The 19,519-nt window shown below is 71.5% G+C and carries 14 protein-coding genes and 2 pseudogenes; 2 read left to right on the top strand and 14 right to left on the bottom strand.

The features are described 5' to 3' along the window. Positions 1-96: 96 nt before the first annotated feature. The 10 genes from FYW95_RS12420 to FYW95_RS12375 form a co-directional block, all read right to left on the bottom strand. Complete coding sequence (locus FYW95_RS12420; RefSeq protein ID WP_236567805.1) at positions 97-873, bottom strand: TIGR03936 family radical SAM-associated protein; 777 nt, start codon at positions 871-873, stop codon at positions 97-99. Positions 874-1,602: 729 nt separating this feature from the next. Beyond that, on the bottom strand, positions 1,603-3,540 hold the full coding sequence (locus tag FYW95_RS12415) for a TIGR03960 family B12-binding radical SAM protein (protein ID WP_159942789.1): 1,938 nt from the start codon (positions 3,538-3,540) through the stop codon (positions 1,603-1,605). Between the two features lie 196 nt (positions 3,541-3,736). After that, entirely contained in the window at positions 3,737-4,909 is a 1,173-nt protein-coding gene (rodA, locus tag FYW95_RS12410) for a rod shape-determining protein RodA (RefSeq protein ID WP_159942790.1), read from the bottom strand. 2 nt (positions 4,910-4,911) lie between these two features. Continuing rightward, positions 4,912-7,005, bottom strand: a complete 2,094-nt coding sequence (mrdA, locus tag FYW95_RS12405) for a penicillin-binding protein 2 (RefSeq protein WP_159942820.1) — start codon at positions 7,003-7,005, stop codon at positions 4,912-4,914. Between the two features lie 69 nt (positions 7,006-7,074). Continuing rightward, complete coding sequence (mreD, locus tag FYW95_RS12400) at positions 7,075-7,632, bottom strand: rod shape-determining protein MreD (protein ID WP_159942791.1); 558 nt, start codon at positions 7,630-7,632, stop codon at positions 7,075-7,077. Then, positions 7,629-8,528: a rod shape-determining protein MreC gene (mreC, locus tag FYW95_RS12395; protein WP_159942792.1), complete on the bottom strand. Its 900-nt coding sequence runs from the start codon at positions 8,526-8,528 to the stop codon at positions 7,629-7,631. The genes mreD and mreC overlap by 4 nt, the downstream gene beginning before the upstream one ends. Position 8,529: 1 nt before the next feature. Then, the gene (locus FYW95_RS12390) at positions 8,530-9,564 is read right to left on the bottom strand and encodes a rod shape-determining protein (protein WP_159942793.1); all 1,035 of its coding nucleotides are present in this window, start codon (positions 9,562-9,564) and stop codon (positions 8,530-8,532) included. 227 nt (positions 9,565-9,791) lie between these two features. Beyond that, positions 9,792-10,196: a nucleoside-diphosphate kinase gene (ndk, locus tag FYW95_RS12385; protein WP_159942794.1), complete on the bottom strand. Its 405-nt coding sequence runs from the start codon at positions 10,194-10,196 to the stop codon at positions 9,792-9,794. Between the two features lie 159 nt (positions 10,197-10,355). Further along, entirely contained in the window at positions 10,356-10,760 is a 405-nt protein-coding gene (locus tag FYW95_RS12380) for a DUF4233 domain-containing protein (RefSeq protein WP_159942795.1), read from the bottom strand. 37 nt (positions 10,761-10,797) lie between these two features. Then, the gene (locus FYW95_RS12375) at positions 10,798-12,147 is read right to left on the bottom strand and encodes a bifunctional folylpolyglutamate synthase/dihydrofolate synthase (RefSeq protein WP_159942796.1); all 1,350 of its coding nucleotides are present in this window, start codon (positions 12,145-12,147) and stop codon (positions 10,798-10,800) included. Positions 12,148-12,267: 120 nt separating this feature from the next. Between FYW95_RS12375 and FYW95_RS12370 the strand changes: the two genes are divergently transcribed. Further along, positions 12,268-13,545 carry a folylpolyglutamate synthase/dihydrofolate synthase family protein gene (locus FYW95_RS12370; RefSeq protein ID WP_160050356.1) on the top strand — a complete coding sequence of 426 codons (1,278 nt, stop codon included), beginning with the start codon at positions 12,268-12,270 and terminating at the stop codon, positions 13,543-13,545. A gap of 77 nt (positions 13,546-13,622) precedes the next feature. Here the strand turns inward: FYW95_RS12370 and FYW95_RS12365 are convergent, their stop codons facing one another. The 3 genes and pseudogenes from FYW95_RS12365 to FYW95_RS12355 form a co-directional block, all read right to left on the bottom strand. Further along, on the bottom strand, positions 13,623-15,050 hold the full coding sequence (locus FYW95_RS12365; RefSeq protein ID WP_159942798.1) for an LVIVD repeat-containing protein: 1,428 nt from the start codon (positions 15,048-15,050) through the stop codon (positions 13,623-13,625). 139 nt (positions 15,051-15,189) lie between these two features. Further along, on the bottom strand, positions 15,190-16,602 hold the full coding sequence (locus tag FYW95_RS12360) for an LVIVD repeat-containing protein (protein ID WP_159942799.1): 1,413 nt from the start codon (positions 16,600-16,602) through the stop codon (positions 15,190-15,192). Between the two features lie 205 nt (positions 16,603-16,807). Further along, positions 16,808-18,176 (bottom strand): annotated as a pseudogene (locus FYW95_RS12355) (LVIVD repeat-containing protein). A gap of 300 nt (positions 18,177-18,476) precedes the next feature. Here FYW95_RS12355 and FYW95_RS12350 point away from each other — a divergent pair. Beyond that, positions 18,477-19,184: a DUF305 domain-containing protein gene (locus FYW95_RS12350; RefSeq protein ID WP_160050355.1), complete on the top strand. Its 708-nt coding sequence runs from the start codon at positions 18,477-18,479 to the stop codon at positions 19,182-19,184. A gap of 188 nt (positions 19,185-19,372) precedes the next feature. Here the strand turns inward: FYW95_RS12350 and FYW95_RS28170 are convergent. Further along, positions 19,373-19,519: pseudogene (locus FYW95_RS28170) on the bottom strand (ATP-dependent Clp protease ATP-binding subunit ClpX); the annotation flags it as partial.

Here is a 19,519-nt window from a genome sequence, read left to right as displayed (position 1 = left end):
ACGAGAACTGTCGTCGCTGTGTCAGCGCCGACGGCACCGGGGTGCCGTCGGGGCAGAGTCCTGTGGTGTCGCCCACGTTCCCCGTCCGGGAGCCGCTCATCCGCGCGGTCCCGGCGTGGGCGTCGACGGCCGTGGTGCGCTGTCGCGCCGCTCGTCCGCGTTGTCGTCCGCGGGGCCGGGGCTCGTGTGAGCTTCGGGCCGGTCGTGGGTGAGCGGGTCCGCGAGCGCACCTGTCGTCTCGTCCAGTGGCCCCTGCGCCAGCCGGGTCATCAACGGCGATGACGGCGGCGCGAGGTCGGCCACGTGGCGAAGGCCGGTCAGCACGTCGTCCGGTCGTACGGCGGGTGTCGTGTGCCGCACAACCATCCGAAGTATGGCATATGTCGTGTGATGTTCCTCTGGGGCGCGCCCGTGGGAGTCAGTGCACACGTCGATACGGACCACTGCGGGTCTCGTGTCGAAGCGGCGACGACCCTTCTTCGTCATCCGCTCCACCTCGACACTGTCGGCGGCCAGATAAGCGGCCACCGCCCTGGCGGCGTCGTCGGGGTCGACACCCGCCATCTCCACCCGCCACTCGGAGGCCTGGAGCCGGTCGGCGAGCCCGGCCTGCCGGGCTTCGACGACCTCGACGATGTCGATGCCCGAGGGCATGGCCGCGTCGATGTCGGCTCGGACCCGTTCGGGCGGGCGCGGCTCGGCCAGAGTGAGTTCAAGGTACTCCGCCTCGCTGGCGACCCCGGTGGGGGCCGCACCGGTGTAGGAGACCTTGGGGTGAGGTGAGAAGCCAGCGGAGAAGGCCACGGGCACGGCGGCCCTGCGCAGGGCGCGCTCCAGTGCCCGGGCGATGTCACGGTGGCTGGCGAACCTCATGCGTCCGCGCTTGGCGTAGCGGACGCGGAGCCGTTGTCCGGGTTTGGCGGTGGAGGGTGAGGTGGTGCCCTCGGATGCGGGGGGCAGCTCAACTCCTTTCCTCATGCCCCCTGGTGTGGTCGGCGGGGCGACCTGAAGGGGCTGTTCCTCGTCCTGTTCAGCGTACGGTGCGCGGTGGTGCACATGCGCCAACAGGACTACGCATACCGGTATCTCCCCCACTGACCTGCGCTCGAAAAGTCCCGGGCGGGTCGGAACGGGCATCGAACCGGCGTTCACTCCCAGAACACGGGGTCCGCCGAAAAAAATCCGAAGAAAATCTGCTCGCGATGGCAACCCCCCGCGCACCCCGCGAGTCCTATTACACGTACGGCCCGGCGCGAGCGGGGCGCCGGGCCGTACACCTTCCTCCCCGGGCCGCCTCCCCAACGGGTTGAGGCAGCGCCGGAGCGCGCATCCTACTCCACACCCCTTCGGACACACCTGTCCGCCCCGGCGTCCGCGTCCCGACCGCCCCAGGCCCGGTCCCACACCGGGGACAACTGCTCCGACTCCCCGCCTCTCCCCCTCAGACCGAACGCAGACCGGTCAGGACCACGGCCGCGGTGCGCTCTCGGGCGGCTGGGGCCGCCTCAGCCGACTAGCGGTGCCCCCCGTCCGCGGGGGCCCGCTCCGGGGCGGCGCGGCTTCGCTCCGCCCAGCCCGGAGCGGGTCCGTGCGCGGGAGCGGCTACACCACGGACAGCGGCAGCAGCGGGCGGCCCTCCGAGGGGGCGTTGATCTGGATCTCGGTGCCCATGCTCGGGCACACACCGCAGTCGTAGCAGGGGTTCCAGCGGCAGTCGTCGACCTCCAGCGACTCCTCGCCGTGCAGCGAGTCCTGCCAGTCCTGCCACAACCACGAGCGGTCCAGACCCGCGTCCAGGTGGTCCCAGGGCAGGACCTCATCCTCGTCGCGCTCGCGGGTGGTGAACCAGTCCACGTCCACCGGAAGGCCGGCCAGGGCCGTCTCGGCCGCCTTGGTCCACCGCTCGTAGGAGAAGTGCTCGCTCCAGCCGTCGAACCGCCCACCGGCGCGCCAGACCTCCTCGATCACCCGGCCGACCCGGCGGTCGCCCCGGGAGAGCAGGCCCTCGATGATGGAGGGCCGCCCCTCGTGGTAGCGCAGGCCGATCGACTTGCCGTACTTGCGGTCGCCGCGCAGCCGGTCGCGGAGCTTGCGCAGCCGCGCGTCGACCTCCTCGTGCGAGGTCTGCCCCGCCCACTGGAACGGGGTCTGCGGCTTGGGCACGAATCCGCCGATGGAGACCGTGCAGCGGATGTCCTTGCGCCCGGTCACCTCGCGGCCGGCCCGGATCACCTCCGTGGCCAGGTCGGCGATGGCCAGGACGTCCTCGTCCTCCTCGGTGGGCAGCCCGCACATGAAGTACAGCTTCACCTGCCGCCACCCGGCCGCGTAGGCGGCGGTGACGGTACGGATCAGGTCCTCCTCGGTGACCATCTTGTTGATCACCCGGCGCATGCGCTCGCTGCCGCCCTCGGGGGCGAACGTGAGGCCGGAGCGGCGCCCGTTGCGGGTCAGCTCGTTGGCCAGGTCGATGTTGAACGCGTCCACCCGGGTGGAGGGCAGCGACAGGCCGGTGTTGGTGCCCTCGTAGCGGTCGGCGAGGCCCTTGGCGATCTGCCCGATCTCGCTGTGGTCGGCGCTGGACAGCGACAGCAGGCCCACCTCCTGGAAGCCGGAGGCCTTCACGCCGTCCTCGACCATCCTGGTGACGGTCTCCTTGTTGCGCTCGCGCACCGGGCGGGTGATCATCCCCGCCTGGCAGAACCGGCAGCCGCGCGTGCAGCCCCGGAAGATCTCCACGCTGTAGCGCTCGTGCACGGACTCGGCCGTCGGCACGATGGGCTTCTTGGGGTAGGGCCACTGGTCCAGGTCCATGACGGTGTGCTTCTGCACGGTGCCGGGGACCCCGGGCCGGTTGGGCGTGTAGGCGGCGATCCGGCCGTCGTCGTGGTAGGACACGTCGAAGAAGCGCGGCACGTAGACCCCGCCGGTCGCGGCCAGGCGCAGCAGGAGGCCGTCGCGCCCGCCCGGCTCGCCCTCCTCCTTGAACTCGCGGATGATCTCGGTGATGGCGAGGGTGATCTCCTCGCCGTCGCCCAGCACCACCGCGTCCAGGAAGTCGGCGATCGGCTCGGGGTTGAAGGCCGAGTGCCCGCCCGCCAGCACCACGGGGTGCTCCTCGGTGCGGTCGGCCGCGTGCAGCGGGATACCGGCCAGGTCCAGCGCGGTGAGCATGTTGGTGTAGCCCATCTCGCTGGCGAAGCTCAACCCGAGCACGTCGAAGGCGGTCAGCGGCCGGTGGGCGTCCACGGTGAAGTGCGGTACGCCGTGCTCGCGCATGAGCTTCTCCAGGTCCGGCCAGACCGCGTAGGCGCGCTCGGCCAGCACGCCCTCGCGTTCGTTCAGGACCTCGTACAGGATCTGCACACCCTGGTTGGGCACGCCCACCTCGTAGGCGTCCGGGTACATCAGCGCCCAGCGCACCTGGGTGGCGTCCCAGTCCTTGACCACGGAGTTGAGCTCGCCCCCCACGTACTGGATGGGCTTGCTCACCTGCGTCAGCAGGGGTTCCAGTCTCGGAAAGAGGCTTTCGACGGACATGGTGTGGGCCTTCGCTCGGCGGACATCGTGTCGGAACGCGCGGCTCCCGCCGGAACGGGAGGTGCCACCGGGACGCGTGGTGGACGCCGCGTGGATCCCTCCAGGCTACCGGCGCGCACGGCCCGGTGACGGCCCGTCGGGAGGTTCCGGTCTCCCCTTCGGCGGACCCGTCGGCGGGGGCCGCCGGACGGACCCGTCAGGCGAAGCCGCGGTCGCGGGAGTGGACCCCCAGCACCAGGCCGAGGGCGATCATGTTGGCCATGATCGCGGTGCCGCCGTAGGACACGAACGGCAGCGGCAGACCGGTCACCGGCATGATGCCCAGGCCCATCCCGATGTTGATGAAGGCCTGGAAGCCGAACCACGCGGCCACGCCCACGCACAGCAGGCGCGGGTAGGGCTGCTCACACCCCTGGGCGATGCGCAGGATCCGCCACAGGATGAGCGCGAACAGGCCGATGACCAGAACGGCGCCGGTGAACCCGAGCTCCTCCCCCGCCACCGTGAAGATGAAGTCGGTGTGCTGTTCGGGCACGAACCGCCCGTGCGTCTGCTCGCCCTGGAACAGCCCGGTCCCGTTGAACCCGCCCGAGCCCACCGCGATGAGCGCCTGGTTGGAGTTGTACCCCGCGCCCATCGGGTCGGCCGCCGGGTCCATCAGGGTGGCGATGCGGTCCAGCTGGTAGGGCTCCAGCATGTCGAACCACCACACGCAGAAGGCCCCGAACGCGCCGCAGGCCAGCATTCCGGCCACCCACACGATCGGGGCGCCCGAGAGCGTGAGCGTCCCCAGGAAGATCGCGCCGAGCACCAGGGTGGTGCCCAGGTCGGGCTGGGCCATCACCAGCGCCAGCGGTGCCGTCAGCACCACCAGGCAGAACAGCACGTCGCGCGTCATCGGCCGCGCCTCGCCGTCGCGGGGCTCCCCCAGCAGGGTCGCCAGGATCAGGACCAGCCCGACCTTGGCCAGCTCACTGGGCTGGAACTGGAATCCGCCGACCACGATCCAGCCGCGCGAGCCGTTGATCACCGCGCCGAGCGGGGTGAGCACCAGCACCAGGCCGATGATCGTGACCAGGTAGGCGACGGGCGCGTAGGCGCGGATGGTGCGGTGGTCCACCGAGGCCACCAGCAGGCACAGCACCCACGCCACCGCCAGGTGGAGCAGGTGGCGGCGCAGGTGGCCGGTGGAGTCCAGCGGGTGCCCGCCGTCGCCGGGCAGGGTCGCCGACCACACCAGCAGCGAGCCGACGGCGCACAGTACGGCCACCGAACCCACCAGCGTCCAGTCCAGCCGCCGCGCCAGTCCCGCGGCGCTGCGCCCGAGTTCGGCGCTCCGCGTCCGGGGAGCCCCCAGGTATGTGCTCATGCTCACCGATCCAGCACGTCGATGGAACCGTCGGGACGGATGGTCGGCAGCTCCTCGGTCGGCTTGCCGCCCGGGAGCAGCGGTTTCGCGGAGGTGGCGCCCTCCTCCCCCTCGGCCTCGCCCGCGGCGGCCGCGTCCGCGTTCGTGAACCCGTAGATGCCGTCGTAGATGGCCCGGGCGATGGGCGCCGCCGTCATACCGCCGGTACCGCCCTGGGAGACCAGGACGACGATGGCGAACTGCGGGTCGTCGGCGGGCGCGTAGGAGGCGAACCAGGAGGAGACCTGGCGGCCCTCCACGTCCGCGCTGCCGGTCTTGCCCGCGACGGACACCCTGTCCTGCGGGAACCCGGCGAAGGCACCGCGGGCGGTGCCCTCCTTGGGGACCGCGGTGAGCGCGTCCTGCAGGTAGCGCAGGGTCTCGTCGCTGATCGGCAGTTTGCCGCGGACCACGGGTTCGATCGGCTGCACCCGCGTGCCGTCCGCGGAGACCAGCGCCTTGCCGATACGGGGCTCGTAGAGCGTGCCGCCGTTGGCGATGGCCGCGTAGGCGTTGGCGAGCTGGAGCGGACTGACCAGCACGTCGCCCTGTCCGATGGAGAAGTTGATCGCCTCGTTGGCCCGCCACTCGAAGCCCTCGACGCACTGCTCGTAGGCCAGCAGCTTGAGGTAGGCCGCGCGCGAGGGGTCGGTCTCGGCCACCTCCGGGTAGCCGTGCTGGCCCCGGTAGCAGTTGTTCTCGCGGGTCTCCTGCCAGAAGGTGCGCTTCCACTCACGGTCGGGGATGCGCCCGCCGGTCTCGTAGGGCAGGTCGATCCCGGTCGGGGATCCGAAGCCGAAGCCGCGCGCCATGTTGGCCATGGCCTCCTTCGGCTCGCCCTCGGGGTGCAGGCCGCCGTCCTCCTTCCACATCTGGTAGCCGAAGTTGTAGAAGACGGTGTTGCAGGAGACCACGATCGCCCGGTGCAGCGTGAGCGGCCCCTGCCCCTGCCCCTCGTAGTTGGAGTAGCTCTGCCCGGCCAGGGTCACCGACCCCGGGCAGGCGTAGGTGCTGCGCAGCGAGTACCCGTTCTCGGCCGCGGCCGAGAGCGAGGAGACCTTGAACGTGGAGCCCGGCGGGTAGGTGCCCTGGACCGCGCGGGAGAGCAGGGGCTCGCCCGCCTCCTCGCTGAGCATCCGGTCGAAGGTCTCCTGGTCGATGCCGCCGCGCCAGATCGCCGGGTCGTAGGTGGGCAGGCTCGCCATGGCCACCACCCCGCCGGTGCGCACGTCCAGGACGATGGCGGCGCCGGAGTCGGCCTTGTACCGGGGCCTGGCATTGGCCATGCCCTCGGCCAGGGCCTCCTCGGCGACCTTCTGCACGCCCAGGTCGACGTGGGTGACCAGGTGCATGCCGGGTTCGGGCGGCGTCTCGGAGATCACCTCCATGACCTCGCCGTGGTTGTTCACTCCCAGGACCCGCTTGCCCGCCGTGCCGCGCAGCTGCGCGTCGTAGACCGCCTCCACGCCGTCGCGGCCGACCTGGTCGATGCCGGTGAACTGGGTGCGCAGGTCCTCGCGGGCCTCCAGTTCCTCCTGGGTGACCGGCTGCAGGTAGCCCAGCATCTGTGAGCCGTGCTCGCCCTGCGGGTACTCGCGGACGGCGTGGGCCTGGGCGCTGATGCCGGGGAAGGCGTCGGCCCGCTCCATGATCTGCAGGGCCACGGACGGCTCCACGTCCTCGGCCAGGGTGACCGGTTGGTAGGGCGAGCCCGGCCAGCAGGGGCGGCTCACCTCGGGGCCGCACAGGCGCATGCGCTGCTGGAGCTCCTCCAGCGGCACGTCGAGCACCTCGGACAGGTCTGCGAGGACCTTGGCGCCGCCGTCCTCCATGCCCGTGAGCTCGTGGTAGTCGCCGGAGACCACCAGCTCGGTCCGGTTGTTCACCAGCGGCCGGCCGGTGGCGTCGAGGATCTGCCCGCGCGTGGCGGGGACGATGAGCTGCTGGTGGTGGTTGGCCACCGCCAGCTCCCGGTAGTGCTCCCACATCGGGATCTGCAGGTACCACAGGCGTGCGGCCAGGACCGCGAAGAGCGCCAGGACCAGGACCTGGGCCATGACGAGCCCGGCCCGGCCGAGCCTGCGCCCGGGGACCTCGAAGTCGTCGTCGGGTGCCCTGAGCACGGCTCACCACCCGCCCGGGACGGGACCGTGCACCGTGGCGTACTCACCGTCGGAGAGGGCGCCGCGCAGGCGCAGCAGCGGGAGGGTGGCCACGGGAGAGACCAGGGCGGTGAGCGCGGTGCCCACCAGCACGTTGACGGCGACCGCGGCCAGCGTCACCCGGGCGTCGCCCATGAGCAGGCCGACGGCCGCGTACCCCAGGCCCACGCCCGCCGCGGTGACGGCGGTGGCGCCCGCCACCGCCCACGCCGAGGGGCGTCCGCCCAGCGGGCCGGCGGCTCCGGTGTTGCGGTGCAGCAGGGCCAGCGTGTAGGCGGCCACGCACAGCACCAGGGCGTAGCGGCCCAGGGCGTGTTCGGCGGGAGGCAGGACGTCCATGGCCAGCCCGGCGGCGAAGCCGCATCCGGCGGCCGCGCCGGGGCTGGCGGTCAGGGCGACCGCGACGACGACCGCGACCACCAGGTCCGGTCCGGCCCCCCACCCCAGCGGGAGGCGGTTGACGACGGCGGCCTGGGCGACGACGGCGACGCACACCAGGGCCAGGGTCGCGAGTGTCCTCATGACTGGTCCCCCTTCTCGGGTCGGGGCGGGAGCACGGAGTCGCGCGGGTCCTGGGCCGGGCCCCGGACCACCACGCCCACCACGTCCAGGGACGCGAAGTCCACGGCCGGGGTGAGGCGGGCGAGGCGGCTGAGCGAGCCGGGCGTGGCCACCACCTCGTCGACGGTGCCGATGGGGACGCCGGGCACGAAGGGGGCGCCCTCGTGCGAGCCGAGCGTGACCACCCGGTCGCCGGGCTCCACCGGTGCCTCCAGGTCGAACAGCTCCAGGGTGAGCTCGGCGTCGGGCCCGCCGGGGACGCTGCCGCCGGTGACCGCGCCGATCTTGCGGGTGGCCTCCAGCCGGGCGCCTACGGCGGAGCCGACGTCGGTGGCGAGCGTGACCGTGGCGGTGCGCGGACCGGCGTCGGTCACCCTTCCCACGAGGCCGGAGCCGTTGACCACGGTCATGTCCGGGCGCACGCCCGACTCGGTGCCCACGTCGATGGTGACCGTGTCGGCGTAGCCCCGGGCGGTGACCCGGGTGACGGCCTGGGCGGGCACGATCTCGTAGCCGCCCAGGCCCGCCAGGCCGAGCAGTTCGTCGAGCTGCTCGGCGCGCCGCTCGTCGATGCGCGCGGCCTGCAGCTGGGACTCCAGCGCGGCGTTGGCCTGCTCCAGTTCGGCGACGCGTTCGGCGGTCTCGGGGCTCTGGCGCAGTCCGTCGACGAGGGCGGCGGCCGGGGCGACGGCCCAGCCCACGCCCGCCGCGGTGGGCGCGAAGACGAGTTCGCCCCCCGCGCGGGCGGTCGAGGTGACGGGGTCGCCGCCCGGGCGGGCGTCCAGGACGAGCAGGGCCACGGCCGCCGCGACGAGCACGGCGAGGAAGAGTCGGGATCTGGTGGAGTCGCGGAACATGTCATCGCCGCCGTTCGGGCACGAGGACCTGGTGGAGCCGTTCGTAGTTCTCGACGCAGGTGCCCGAGCCGACGGCGACGCAGTCGAGGGCGTTGTCGGCCACGTGGATGGGCATCCCGGTCTCGTGCAGGAGCCGTTCGTCGAGTCCGCGCAGCAGGGCCCCGCCCCCGGTGACCGCGATGCCGCGGTCCATGATGTCGCCGGACAGTTCGGGCGGGCACTTGTCGAGGCTGGTGCGCACCGCGTCGATGATGGCGGTGACCGGTTCCTCGATGGCCTGGCGCACGTCGGTCTCGGACAGGACGATGGTCTTGGGCAGGCCGCTGACGAGGTCGCGCCCGCGCACCTCGGCGCGGATCTCCTCGGCGCCGGTCGGGTAGGCCGAGCCGACGGCCATCTTGAGCTCCTCGGCGGTGCGCTCCCCGATCATCAGGGAGTACTCCTTCTTGACGAAGGTCGCGATGGCCTGGTCCAGTTCGTCCCCGCCCACGCGGATGGACTGCGAGGTGACGATGCCGCCCATGGAGATCACGGCCACCTCGGTGGTGCCGCCGCCGATGTCCACGACCATGTTCCCGGTGGGCTCGTGGACGGGGAGCCCGGCGCCGATCGCGGCGGCCATGGGCTCCTCGATGATGTAGACCCTGCGCGCGCCCGCCTGGAAACCCGCCTCCTTGACGGCGCGGTGCTCGACGGAGGTGATACCGCTGGGAACGGCGACGATGAGGCGCGGCTTGGCGAAGTGGCGCCGTCGGTGGATCTTCTGGATGAAGTAGCGCAGCATGCGCTCGGTGATCTCGAAGTCGGCGATGACGCCGTCCTTGAGGGGGCGGATGGCCGTGATGTTGTTGGGCGTGCGGCCGATCATCTGCTTGGCCTCGATGCCGACGGCGACGATCTTGCCCGTGGAGGTGTTGAGCGCGACCACCGACGGCTCGTTCAGAACGATGCCGCGTCCGCGCACGTACACGAGCGTGTTGGCGGTACCAAGGTCGACGGCCATGTCCCGGCCGAGAAAAGCAAGGTTGTTCGGCATGTAACGTCCTCAGAGGCGCCGTGTCGGGCGTGGTTGCGCGGAGCGACCATACGTAGCCGATCCAGCACGATAGGTATTCAGTCCCCCGTATCGTAACGGTCTGCACTTAGTCCGTTACGCAAACACACCGAATTGTTGCCTCGACGGTGGACGAATGGGAAGAAGTCGCCCTGAACAGCGGGGGCCGCGGGTCCATGCCAACCCGCGGCCCTCCCGGTCCTCCCGGCCTACAGGTCGGGGAAGAAGAGCTTGATCTCGCGCTCGGCGGAGTAGGTGGAGTCCGAACCGTGCACGATGTTCTGCTGCACCTCCAGCGCGAAGTCGCCGCGGATGGTGCCGGGGGCGGCGGTCACCGGGTCGGTGGCCCCGGCCAGGGCGCGGAAGGCCTCCACCGCGCGCTCGCCCTCGACCACCATGGCCACCAGCGGACCTCCGGTGATGAACTCGACGAGCGAGCCGAAGAAGGGGCGTTCGGCGTGCTCCTCGTAGTGCGTCCGGGCGGTCTCGGCGTCGAGCGTGCGCAGCTCCATCGCGACCAGCTTCAGGCCCTTGCGCTCGATGCGCGAGATGACCTCGCCGACGATGTTGCGGCGGACGCCGTCCGGCTTGATGAGAACGAGAGTGCGCTCCACGTGCGTGTCAACTCCTCACTGGGGCTCCGCGGGGCGCACGTGGGCATCGCCCACGGCATCGGCCGCACACGGAGGGATTCGGGTGATGGGTCGCGGACGCGGGGACCGAGGAGGGGAGGTGTGCTCCCGGAGCGGCCGCCCGCCCGGACGTGCGTCACACTATCGCGTTTGCCGGGACCGCGCGGAGGACGCGGGGTCTCCGCCCGGCCCGTCGCCGTCAGCCGCCCCGGCCTCGGCCCGGGCCTGGTGCGCGGCCTTCATCTCGTCGGTGCGGCTGCCCATGACCACACCGGTCACCCACAGGGACACGAAGACCACGGCGATCAGCATGGCCCCCGACACCAGGAAGGAGGTGAACAGGAACGCGGCCTGCAGCACCCAGGCGGCGTAGTGGGCCCAGCGGTACTTCTGGAGCCCGGCCAGCACGAGGGCCGCGGCGGCCATGCCGCCCCACAGGCCCGAGGCCAGGAGCGGGTCCATCCCCTCCAGGGAGATGGCGACGGGTATGAAGAGGCCGATCACGATGACCTCGAAGGCCAGGATGACAGCGCACACTACGCGCACGGGAGGTTCCCTTCGTCGTGGACCGCCGTCCTGTCCGTCACTGCCCCGCACCGCGCAGCAGGTGCACGGCGTCGCCCGCGGTCACGACGGAGCCGGTGACGAGTACACCGGTACCGCCGAACTCGCCGTTCTCCTCGGCCAGGCCCACGGCCTGGTCGATGGCGTCGTCGAGTCTGGGAGCCACGTGCACGCGGTCCTCGCCGAAGATCTGCTGGGCGACGGCGGCCAGCCGGTCCGGTTCGAGGGAGCGCGGTGAGGAGTTACGGGTGACGACGATCTCGTCGAGCAGTGGTTCGAGGGGGTCCAGGATCCCCTCCACGTCCTTGTCGGCCATGATCGCGACCACGCCGACCAGCCGGGAGAAGGTGAAGGCCTCCTCCACCGCGGCGGCCGTGGCGATCATTCCGGCCGGGTTGTGCGCGGCGTCGGCGAGGATGGTCGGGCTGGTGCGCACGACCTCCATGCGGCCCGGGGAGTCGACCCCCGCCAGGGCCTCTCCGACGATCGCGGGGTCCAGTCCGACGGCGTCGTCGGAGGAGGCGAACGCCTCCGCGGCCGCGACGGCCACGGCGGCGTTCCCGGCCTGGTGCTCCCCGAACAGGGGGAGGAACAGGTTCTCGTAGCTGCCGGTGAGGCCCTTGACCGCGATCTGCTGGCCGCCGACGGCGACCTCCCGGGAGGTGACCCCGAACTCGAAGCCCTCCCGGGCCACCTGGGCGCCCACCTCGGCGGCGTTGCGGAGGAGGGTCTCGGCTGCGGGCAGCGGCTGCTGGGCCAGCACCGCCACGGAGCCGGGCTTGATGATGCCCGACTTCTCGTCGGCGATGCCCTCCAGCGTGTCGGGCAGGTAGTCGGTGTGGTCGATCCCGATGGGGGTCACCACGGCGACGTCTCCGTCGACGACGTTGGTGGCGTCCCAGCGGCCGCCCATGCCGACCTCGACCACGGCGACGTCCACGGGGGCGTCGGCGAAGACGGCGTAGGCCATGACCGTGAGGATCTCGAAGAACGACAGCGGGGCGTCGTTCATCGCGTCGGCCATCTCGACGTAGGGGCGGATGTCGTCGTAGGCCTCGACGAACCGCTCCTCGGAGATCGGCTCCCCGTCGATGACCACGCGCTCGCGCACGGTGCGCAGGTGCGGGCTGGTGTACCTGCCCACGCGCAGGCCCCGCGCGCGCATGAGCGCGTCGATCATGCGGGCGGTGGAGGTCTTGCCGTTGGTGCCCGTGACATGGATGACCCGGAAGGTGCGGTGCGGGTCGCCCAGGAGGTCCAGCAGGGTGCGGACCCGGTCCAGTCGAGGGTCGATCTCGGACTCGGGCGCGCGGGAGAGGATCTCCGCGGTCACCTCGGTATAGCGTCGCTCGGCGCTGTCGTCACTCACGGCGTCTCGGTGTCTCGTGTGTTCGGGGTGTACACCCGGGCAAGTGTACGCGCCCCCACCTGGGCACGGACCCCGGGCAAAGGAACCGTTGGCGTATGTCGCGCAGACCATACTGGTGCCATGCCAAGCCTTGACCCCTTCTTCACCGAGTGGACGCGACGGAGCCCCGGAGTGACCCGCAGCCTGGACCGCGCCGCCGCGCTCGCGCGCCTGCTCGGACTGGACACCGCACGTGCCCCGGTGCTGGGGGTGGTGGGCTCCAAGGGCAAGGGCAGTACCGCGACCACGGCCGCGGCCGCGCTGTCCTCGGCCGGGCTGCGCACGGTCCTGGTCACCGGGCCGAGCTTCCGGTCCTACCGGGAGCGGGTGCGGGTGGACGGGACGTCGGTGACCGACGCCGAACTCGACGCCCTGGGGGCCCGGATCGAGGCGGCCCGCCGGGAGCTGCCCCCGCCGGAGGAGGCCGGCGGCTACCTGGCGCCGAGCGGGCTGTTCCTGTTCGCGGGTCTGCTGCGCGCCCGGGAGGCGGGCGCGGACGTGTGCGTGCTGGAGGCCGGGATGGGCGGCCACCGGGACGAGCTGCGCCTGGTCGGCCCGGAGGTGGTCGCGCTGGGGAAGGTCTTCGCCGAGCACGTGGGGGTGCTGGGCGCGAACGTGGTGGAGATCGCCCGCGAGAAGACCGGGGTGGCCGGGGAGCGGACCCGGGCGCTGGTGCGCCTGCCCCAGACGGCGGAGGTGGCCGCCGAGGTCGACGCCGCCCTGGCCGGGGCCACCGGCGGACGGGTGCGCGCCGAGGTGGTCGACCCCGCGCTGCCCGGGACGGAGCCGCCGCCCGGCCTGCGCCCGCCGGGCCTGTCCGCCGCCTCGGGGGTGCTGGGCACGGCCGCCGCGGCGCGGATGCTGGAGCACCTGGGCCGGCCCCCGCTGGACCCCGAACGGCTGCACGCGGTGCTGCGCACCGTCCGGCTGCCGGGACGGCTGTCCCGCCACACCGTCCCGGCCGGGAGCGCGCCGGGAACCGGGGCCGCGGGAACGCCGGTGGCGGAGGTGCTGGTGGACTCGGCCATCGAGCGCACCGGGGTCGCCGCCGCGCTGGACCACGCCCGGGCGCTGTGGGGCGGGGTGGACCACGTGCTGCTGTGCCTGCCCGACCACAAGGACGTGTCCGGTGCCGTGGCGGCGCTGGGCGGCCTGCCCGTGACCGCGGTGCGCCTGCCCGAGGCCCACCTGCGCTTCGAGCACGCCCTGCCCGCGCGCTGGGGCCGGATGGAGGCCGGGGACCTGTCCCCCGACTCCCTGCGCGCCCTCGGCGGACGGATCCTGGCCCTGGGCACGGTCTACTTCACCGGGCGGGTGCTGGAGGCGGTGGACGCCCCCACCGACCGCCTCTTCGGCTGAGCCCGGGCCGGACGCACGAAGGCGGGGGCGGTGCCGCGGCACCGCCCCCGCCGGGGCCGCCCTCTGAGGGGTTTGTCCTAGCGACCGTTGCCGCGGCCCGGCCGGTAGCTCGCCTGGCTCTGCGGGTTGAACTCCTCCATGCGGACCCGTTCGGCCGCGCGCAGGCGCGGGTCGTCGAGGCGCAGCACGTCCAGGCCGCGCTCGATGTCCGACGAGTACACGTAGCCGTTGTAGTAGTAGGCCGACCAGGTGTCGTTGTCCTGGACGCCCTCCTCCACGCGGGAGTCGACGTCGAAGAAGCCGATCTCCTCGGCGTTCTTCGGGTCGTTGAAGTCGATCACCGAGACGCCGCCCTGGTACCAGGACTGCACGAAGTAGTCGCGGCCGGGGACCGGGATCAGCGAGCCGTTGTGCGCCACGCAGACCTGGTCGCCCTGGTGGCGCTCGATCTTGTAGTAGCTGGCGAAGTCCAGCTCGGGGGCGCCCTTCGTGCCGCCGACCTGGTAGATCGCGTTGGCACCGCGCTCGGGGCCGATCTCCTCGGTGCAGGTGGGCGCGCCGCCGCCGCCGAGCTCGTCGGTGAACAGCACCGTCTTCGCGTCGTTGGTGAAGGTGGCCGAGTGCCAGAACGCGAAGTTCTCGTCCCGGACCTGCTCGATGACGACCGGGTTCACCGGGTCGGAGATGTCCATCAGGATGCCGTCGCCCATGCAGGCGCCCGCGGCGATGTCGCGCTCGGCGTACACGGTGATGTCGTGGCAGCCCTGGGTGGGCAGCAGCAGGTTGCCCTGCTCGTGGTTCCCGCCGTCCGGGAAGAGCACCGGCTCGTTGACGACCGCGGCCTCCTCGGGCGCGTCGTGCGGCACCTCGATGACGGAGATCTTGTCGTGCGGGGGCTGGCAGTTCGGGAACCTGGCCGAGGGCGAGTACGAGGACACGTAGATCAGGTCGCTGTCCCCGCTCTTGCTCGGCACCAGGGTGTTCGTGTGCGAACCGCAGTCGGTGCGCACGGCGGACACGTACTGGGGGTTGGCCTTGTCCGAGATGTCGAAGATCCGGATGCCCTCGAACCCGTTCGGGTCGGTGGTGGGCACGGCCGGAGCGCCGCAGTCCTCGTTGGCCCGGGGGTAGTCGACCGAGAAGTAGAGCAGGTCGCCGCTGACCGACACGTCGCCCTGGCCGCCGGGGCACAGGACCTCGGAGACCACCTGCGGGCTCTCCGGGTTCGAGATGTCGTAGATGACGAAGCCGTCGTAGTTGCCGCCGATGGCGTAGTCCCCGGTGAAGGCCAGGTCCGAGTTGACGCTGCGCACGGCCGAGGGCTTGGACACGTGGGTGACGTGGGTGACGTTGTCGCTGGTGATGCTGTCGGCGGGGGCCTCGTCCGCGAGGGCGCCGGCCGGACCGAGGAGTCCGACGAGCAGCGAGGCCGCGGCTGTGGCGGCCAGGGCCGCGACGCGCCGCGGCCCCCTCCGGGATCGGGGTGCTGCGGGAGGTGCGGACACTGTTGCTCTCCTGTGCACTAGGGGATCGGGGGTGGGGCGGGGGGCGCGGCGTACACGGCCGCGGCCCCCGTGCCCGAGCGTCCTCCAGCGGGGACGCTCGGGCACGGCGCCCCGGACCGGGGTCCGGGGCGCCGGACGGTCAGCGGCCGTTGCCCCGCCCGGGCTTGTACTCGGGCTGGGACTGCGGGTTGAACTCGTCCATGTGGACCTGCTCGGCCACCCGGAACCGGGGGTCCTCCAGCTTGAGGACGTCGAGTCCGCGGGTGATGTCGGAGGAGTAGACGTAGCCGTTGTAGTAGTAGGCCGACCAGGAGCCGCCCAGGACCAGGCGGTCCTCGTTGATCGGGGCGCGGTCGAAGTAGCCGATCTCCTGGGCGTTCTTCGGGTCGTTGAAGTCGATCACCGAGACGCCGCCCTGGTACCAGGACTGCACGAAGTAGTCGCGGCCCGGAACCGGGATCAGCGAGCCGTTGTGCGCGACGCAGTTCTCGGTGTCGGCCTGGTGGCGCGGCAGCTTGTAGTAGCCCTCAAAGCCCAGCTCGGGGGCGTCCTTCGTGCCGCCGACCTGGTAGATCGCGTTGGCACCGCGCTCGGAGCCGATCCGCTCGTTGCAGGTGGCGCCACCGCCGCCGCCGAGCTCGTCGGTGAACAGCACCGTCTTCGCGTCGTTGGTGAAGGTCGCCGAGTGCCAGAACGCGAAGTTGGTGTCGCGGACGACGTCGGTGACCACCGGAGCGGCCGGGTCGGAGATGTCCATCAGGATGCCGTCGCCCATGCAGGCGCCCGCGGCGATGTCACGCTTGGGGTAGACGGTGATGTCGTGGCATCCGGCGGTGTTGGTGTTGCCGCCCTCGGGGAAGAGCACCGGGGTGTCGATGACCTTGGCCGCGGCCGGGTCGTCGAGCGGGATCTCGATGACGGAGATCTTGTCGTGCGGGGGCTGGCAGTTCGGGAACCTGGCCGAGGGCGAGTACGAGGACACGTACACGTACTCGTGCTCGCCGTCCTTGCCCGGCACCAGCGTGTTGGTGTGCGAACCGCAGTCGGTGCGCACGGCCGACACGTACTGGGGGTTGGCCTTGTCCGAGATGTCGAAGATCCGGATGCCCTCGAACCCGTTCGGGTCGGTGGTGGGCACGGAGGGCGCCCCGCACTCGGTGCCCGCCCGCGGGTAGTCGACCGAGAAGTAGAGCAGGTCGCCGCTGACCGACACGTCGCCCTGGCCGCCGGGGCACAGGACCTCGGAGACCACCTGCGGGCTCTCGGGGTCCGAGATGTCGTAGATGACGAAGCCGTTGTAGTTGCCGCCGATGGCGTAGTCCCCGGTGAAGGCCAGGTCCGAGTTGAAGTCACTCATCACCTCGGTCTTGGGGACGTTGGTCACATGAGTGACGTTGGAGCTGGTGTCGGCGTCGCTGACGAACGTGTCGTCGGCCGAGGCCGTTGCGGGGACCAGCAGGCCCGCCACGAGGGCGGCGGCTCCGGCCAGGGTGAGACCGGCCAGTCCGCGTCTGGCGTTTCGGGGGTTGGGGGCTGAGGGGGATGACGCCATGCGTACTCCTGATTCTGATTGGAGCGAAACAGGAAGAAGGTACACAGTTGCTGATCAATATGTATAGGGGGATACAAAAGAAACTTTTTTCTTAACACAGTGTCGGGCTGACTCGGTCTGGCTACACACCGTGCCTAGGACCGTGCGGCGGGCACACTGAGTGCCGGTGGACCGTCCCGGCGCTCCGCGCGCCCGCCGCCCTCCGTCAGGACATGGGCAGCACCGGCTGCGACTGCGGGTTGAACTCCTCCAGGTGCGTGTCCGCGGCCCCGGCCAGCCGCGGATCCGTCAGTTCGAGCACGTCAAGCCCTCGCCGGATGTCGGAGGAGTAGACGTGGCCGTTGTAGTAGTAGGCCGACCACGAACCCGCCGTGCTCAGTCGCCCCGGCTTCCAGGGGCCGCGGTCGAAGCAGCCGATCTCCTCCGGCCGGTCCGGGTCGGTCAGGTCGATGACCGAGACGCCGCCCTGGTACCAGGACTGCACGAAGTGGTCCTGCCCCGGCACCGGGATCAGCGAGCCGTTGTGCGCCACACAGTGCTCGGTTTCGGTCTGGTGACGTGGCAGCTTGTAGTAGCTCCGGAACTCCAGCTCAGCGGTCACCCCATCGTGGTTGGGCGAGTACACGGCGTTGGCGCCTCGCTCGGGTCCGGTCTCCTCGTCACAGGTGGCCGCGCTGCCTCCGCCGAGCTCGTCGGTGAAGATCCCGCTGCGGGCGTCGTTGGTGAAGGTCGCCGAGTGCCAGAACGCGAAGTTCTCGTCCTGGACCCGTGCGAGGACGACCGGTTCCACCGGGTCGGAGATGTCCAGCAGCAGGCCGTCGCCGAGGCAGGCCGCGGCGGCGATGTCCCGGACCGGGTGGGCGGTGATGTCGTGGCAGCCCGTGGTGGTCCTGTGGGCCCCCTCGGCGAGGATCCGCGGCCGTTGACCACCCTGGCCCCGGCCGGGTCCTCCAGCGGCACCTCGACCACCATGACCTTGTCGTGCGGGGACCGGCAGTTCGGGAAGTCCCCCGAGGGCGAGCACGGGGACACGTACACGTACTCGTGCTCGCCGTCCTTGCCCGGCACCAGCGTGTTGGTGTGCGGACCGCAGTCGGTGCGCACGGCCGACACGTACTGGGGGTTGGCCTTGTCCGAGATGTCGAAGATCCGGATGCCCTCGAACCCGTCCGGGTCGGTGGTGGGCACGGAGGGCGCCCCGCACTCGGTGCCCGCCCGCGGGTAGTCGACCGACAGGTACAACAGGTCGCCGCTGACCGACACGCCCCCCGGGACGCCGGGCAGGACAGTGGTCACCGGGCGCGGCTCGCGCGGCCGGGAGATGTCGTAGACGGAGAAGCCGTCGTAGTTGCCGACGATGACGTGGTTCCCGGTGAAGGCGAGGTCGGAGTTGTACGCGGCGTCGCTGTCCAGCCCCTCGGATTTGGGCAGGTTGGCCAGGTGCTCGACCCCCCGCCGGTGGTCGCGTCGTCGGCCCGGGCACCGGGGACGGCCAGCAGGGAGGCGGTCAGCAGGGGTACCGCCCCGAGGGCCCGCCAGCGCACCCGGTTCCCGTGTCCTCGTGCCTCGGCCATCGCCCGCACCCCCCTATTCACCCAAAGGATTGCATTGGCCACTTTGAGTGATACTCCGCTCGCCTGGGTGGACACCCGGGGAAACCGGAACGACCGGCCCGGCCCGCCGCGGGAGGACGGCCGGGGTCCGCGCCCGAACACGGACCCCAACTGAACGAAGAGGCACCAACACGGGCTCAGGGCTGGACAAAACACCCAGCGAGTGAGTAGAAAGCCCGCAGGACGTTGCCCCCGGAGGGCGTTCCCGTCCCCACCGACATCGCGGCCCCGTCCGCACCCCACCCCATCGGAGGACACCTCGTGCGTCGTTTGGCACTCGCGGCCGGAACCGCTCTCGTGCTGCTCGGAGCCTCGGCCTGTACGGGCGGCGACGGCGAGCAGGAGTCGGCCAACGTCATCGCCCCCGGCGCGCCCGGGGAGTCGTCCACGCCCGCCACCGAGGAGCAGATCGCCTCCCTCGCCGAGGAGCAGGGCCACAACGAGGCCGACGTGGTCTACCTGGTGAAGATGATCGAGCACCACGCGCAGGCCCTGGAGATGACCGACCTGGTCCCCGAGCGGCACGAGCGCGAGGGCGTCGAGAGCATCGCCGACCGCATCTCGGCCGCCCAGGGCCCGGAGATCACCGCCATGGAGGCCTGGCTGGAGGAGAACGTCTTCGGCCCGGCGCGGGAGAACCCGGCGCACCAGAACTTCTGCGGGCTGGAGGGCGACGGCACGCACCACGGGGAGGACTCCGACGTGCCCGCGTGCGAGCTGGAGGTGGACCACGACGACATGCCGGGCATGGCCTCGGAGGAGGACATGGAGCGGCTGGCCGCGGCCGAGGGCGACGAGTTCGACCGGCTCTTCGTGGAGCTGATGACCGTCCACCACGAGGGAGCGGTCACGATGGCCGAGGACCTGATGGCCGAGGGCAAGGACCAGACGGTCCTGAGGATGGCCAACGACGTGATCGCCGAGCAGAACGCCGAGATCGCGCGGATGGCGCAGGTGCTGGAGGAGTAGGGCCCGCGCCCGGGAGGCCGCCCCGGGCCCCGCCCCCGTCGGAACCCGACGGGGGCCACAGGGGTCGTGCGGGGCCTTCCGCGCCAGCGCGGGGTCCCGCCGGACGGCGGGATCCCGCGGTGTCAGGACGGCGGCGGCGTCCCGGGGGCGTGTGCGCGGCCCGGGGCGCCCGCGGTCTCAGACGGGCCTCAGGCGGACTTCTCCTGGCGGGCGCGGCGGAGTTGGGCCCGAGGCACGATCGTCGGATTCACGTGCTCACGCACCGCCTCCCGCGTAATGATCACCTGACCCACATCCTCACGCGAAGGCACCTCATACATCACCGACAACAACAC

It is taken from the genome of Nocardiopsis sp. FR4 (genome assembly GCF_009830945.1).
GTDB lineage: Bacteria > Actinomycetota > Actinomycetes > Streptosporangiales > Streptosporangiaceae > Nocardiopsis.
This window is presented reverse-complemented; position numbering and strand designations above follow the sequence as displayed.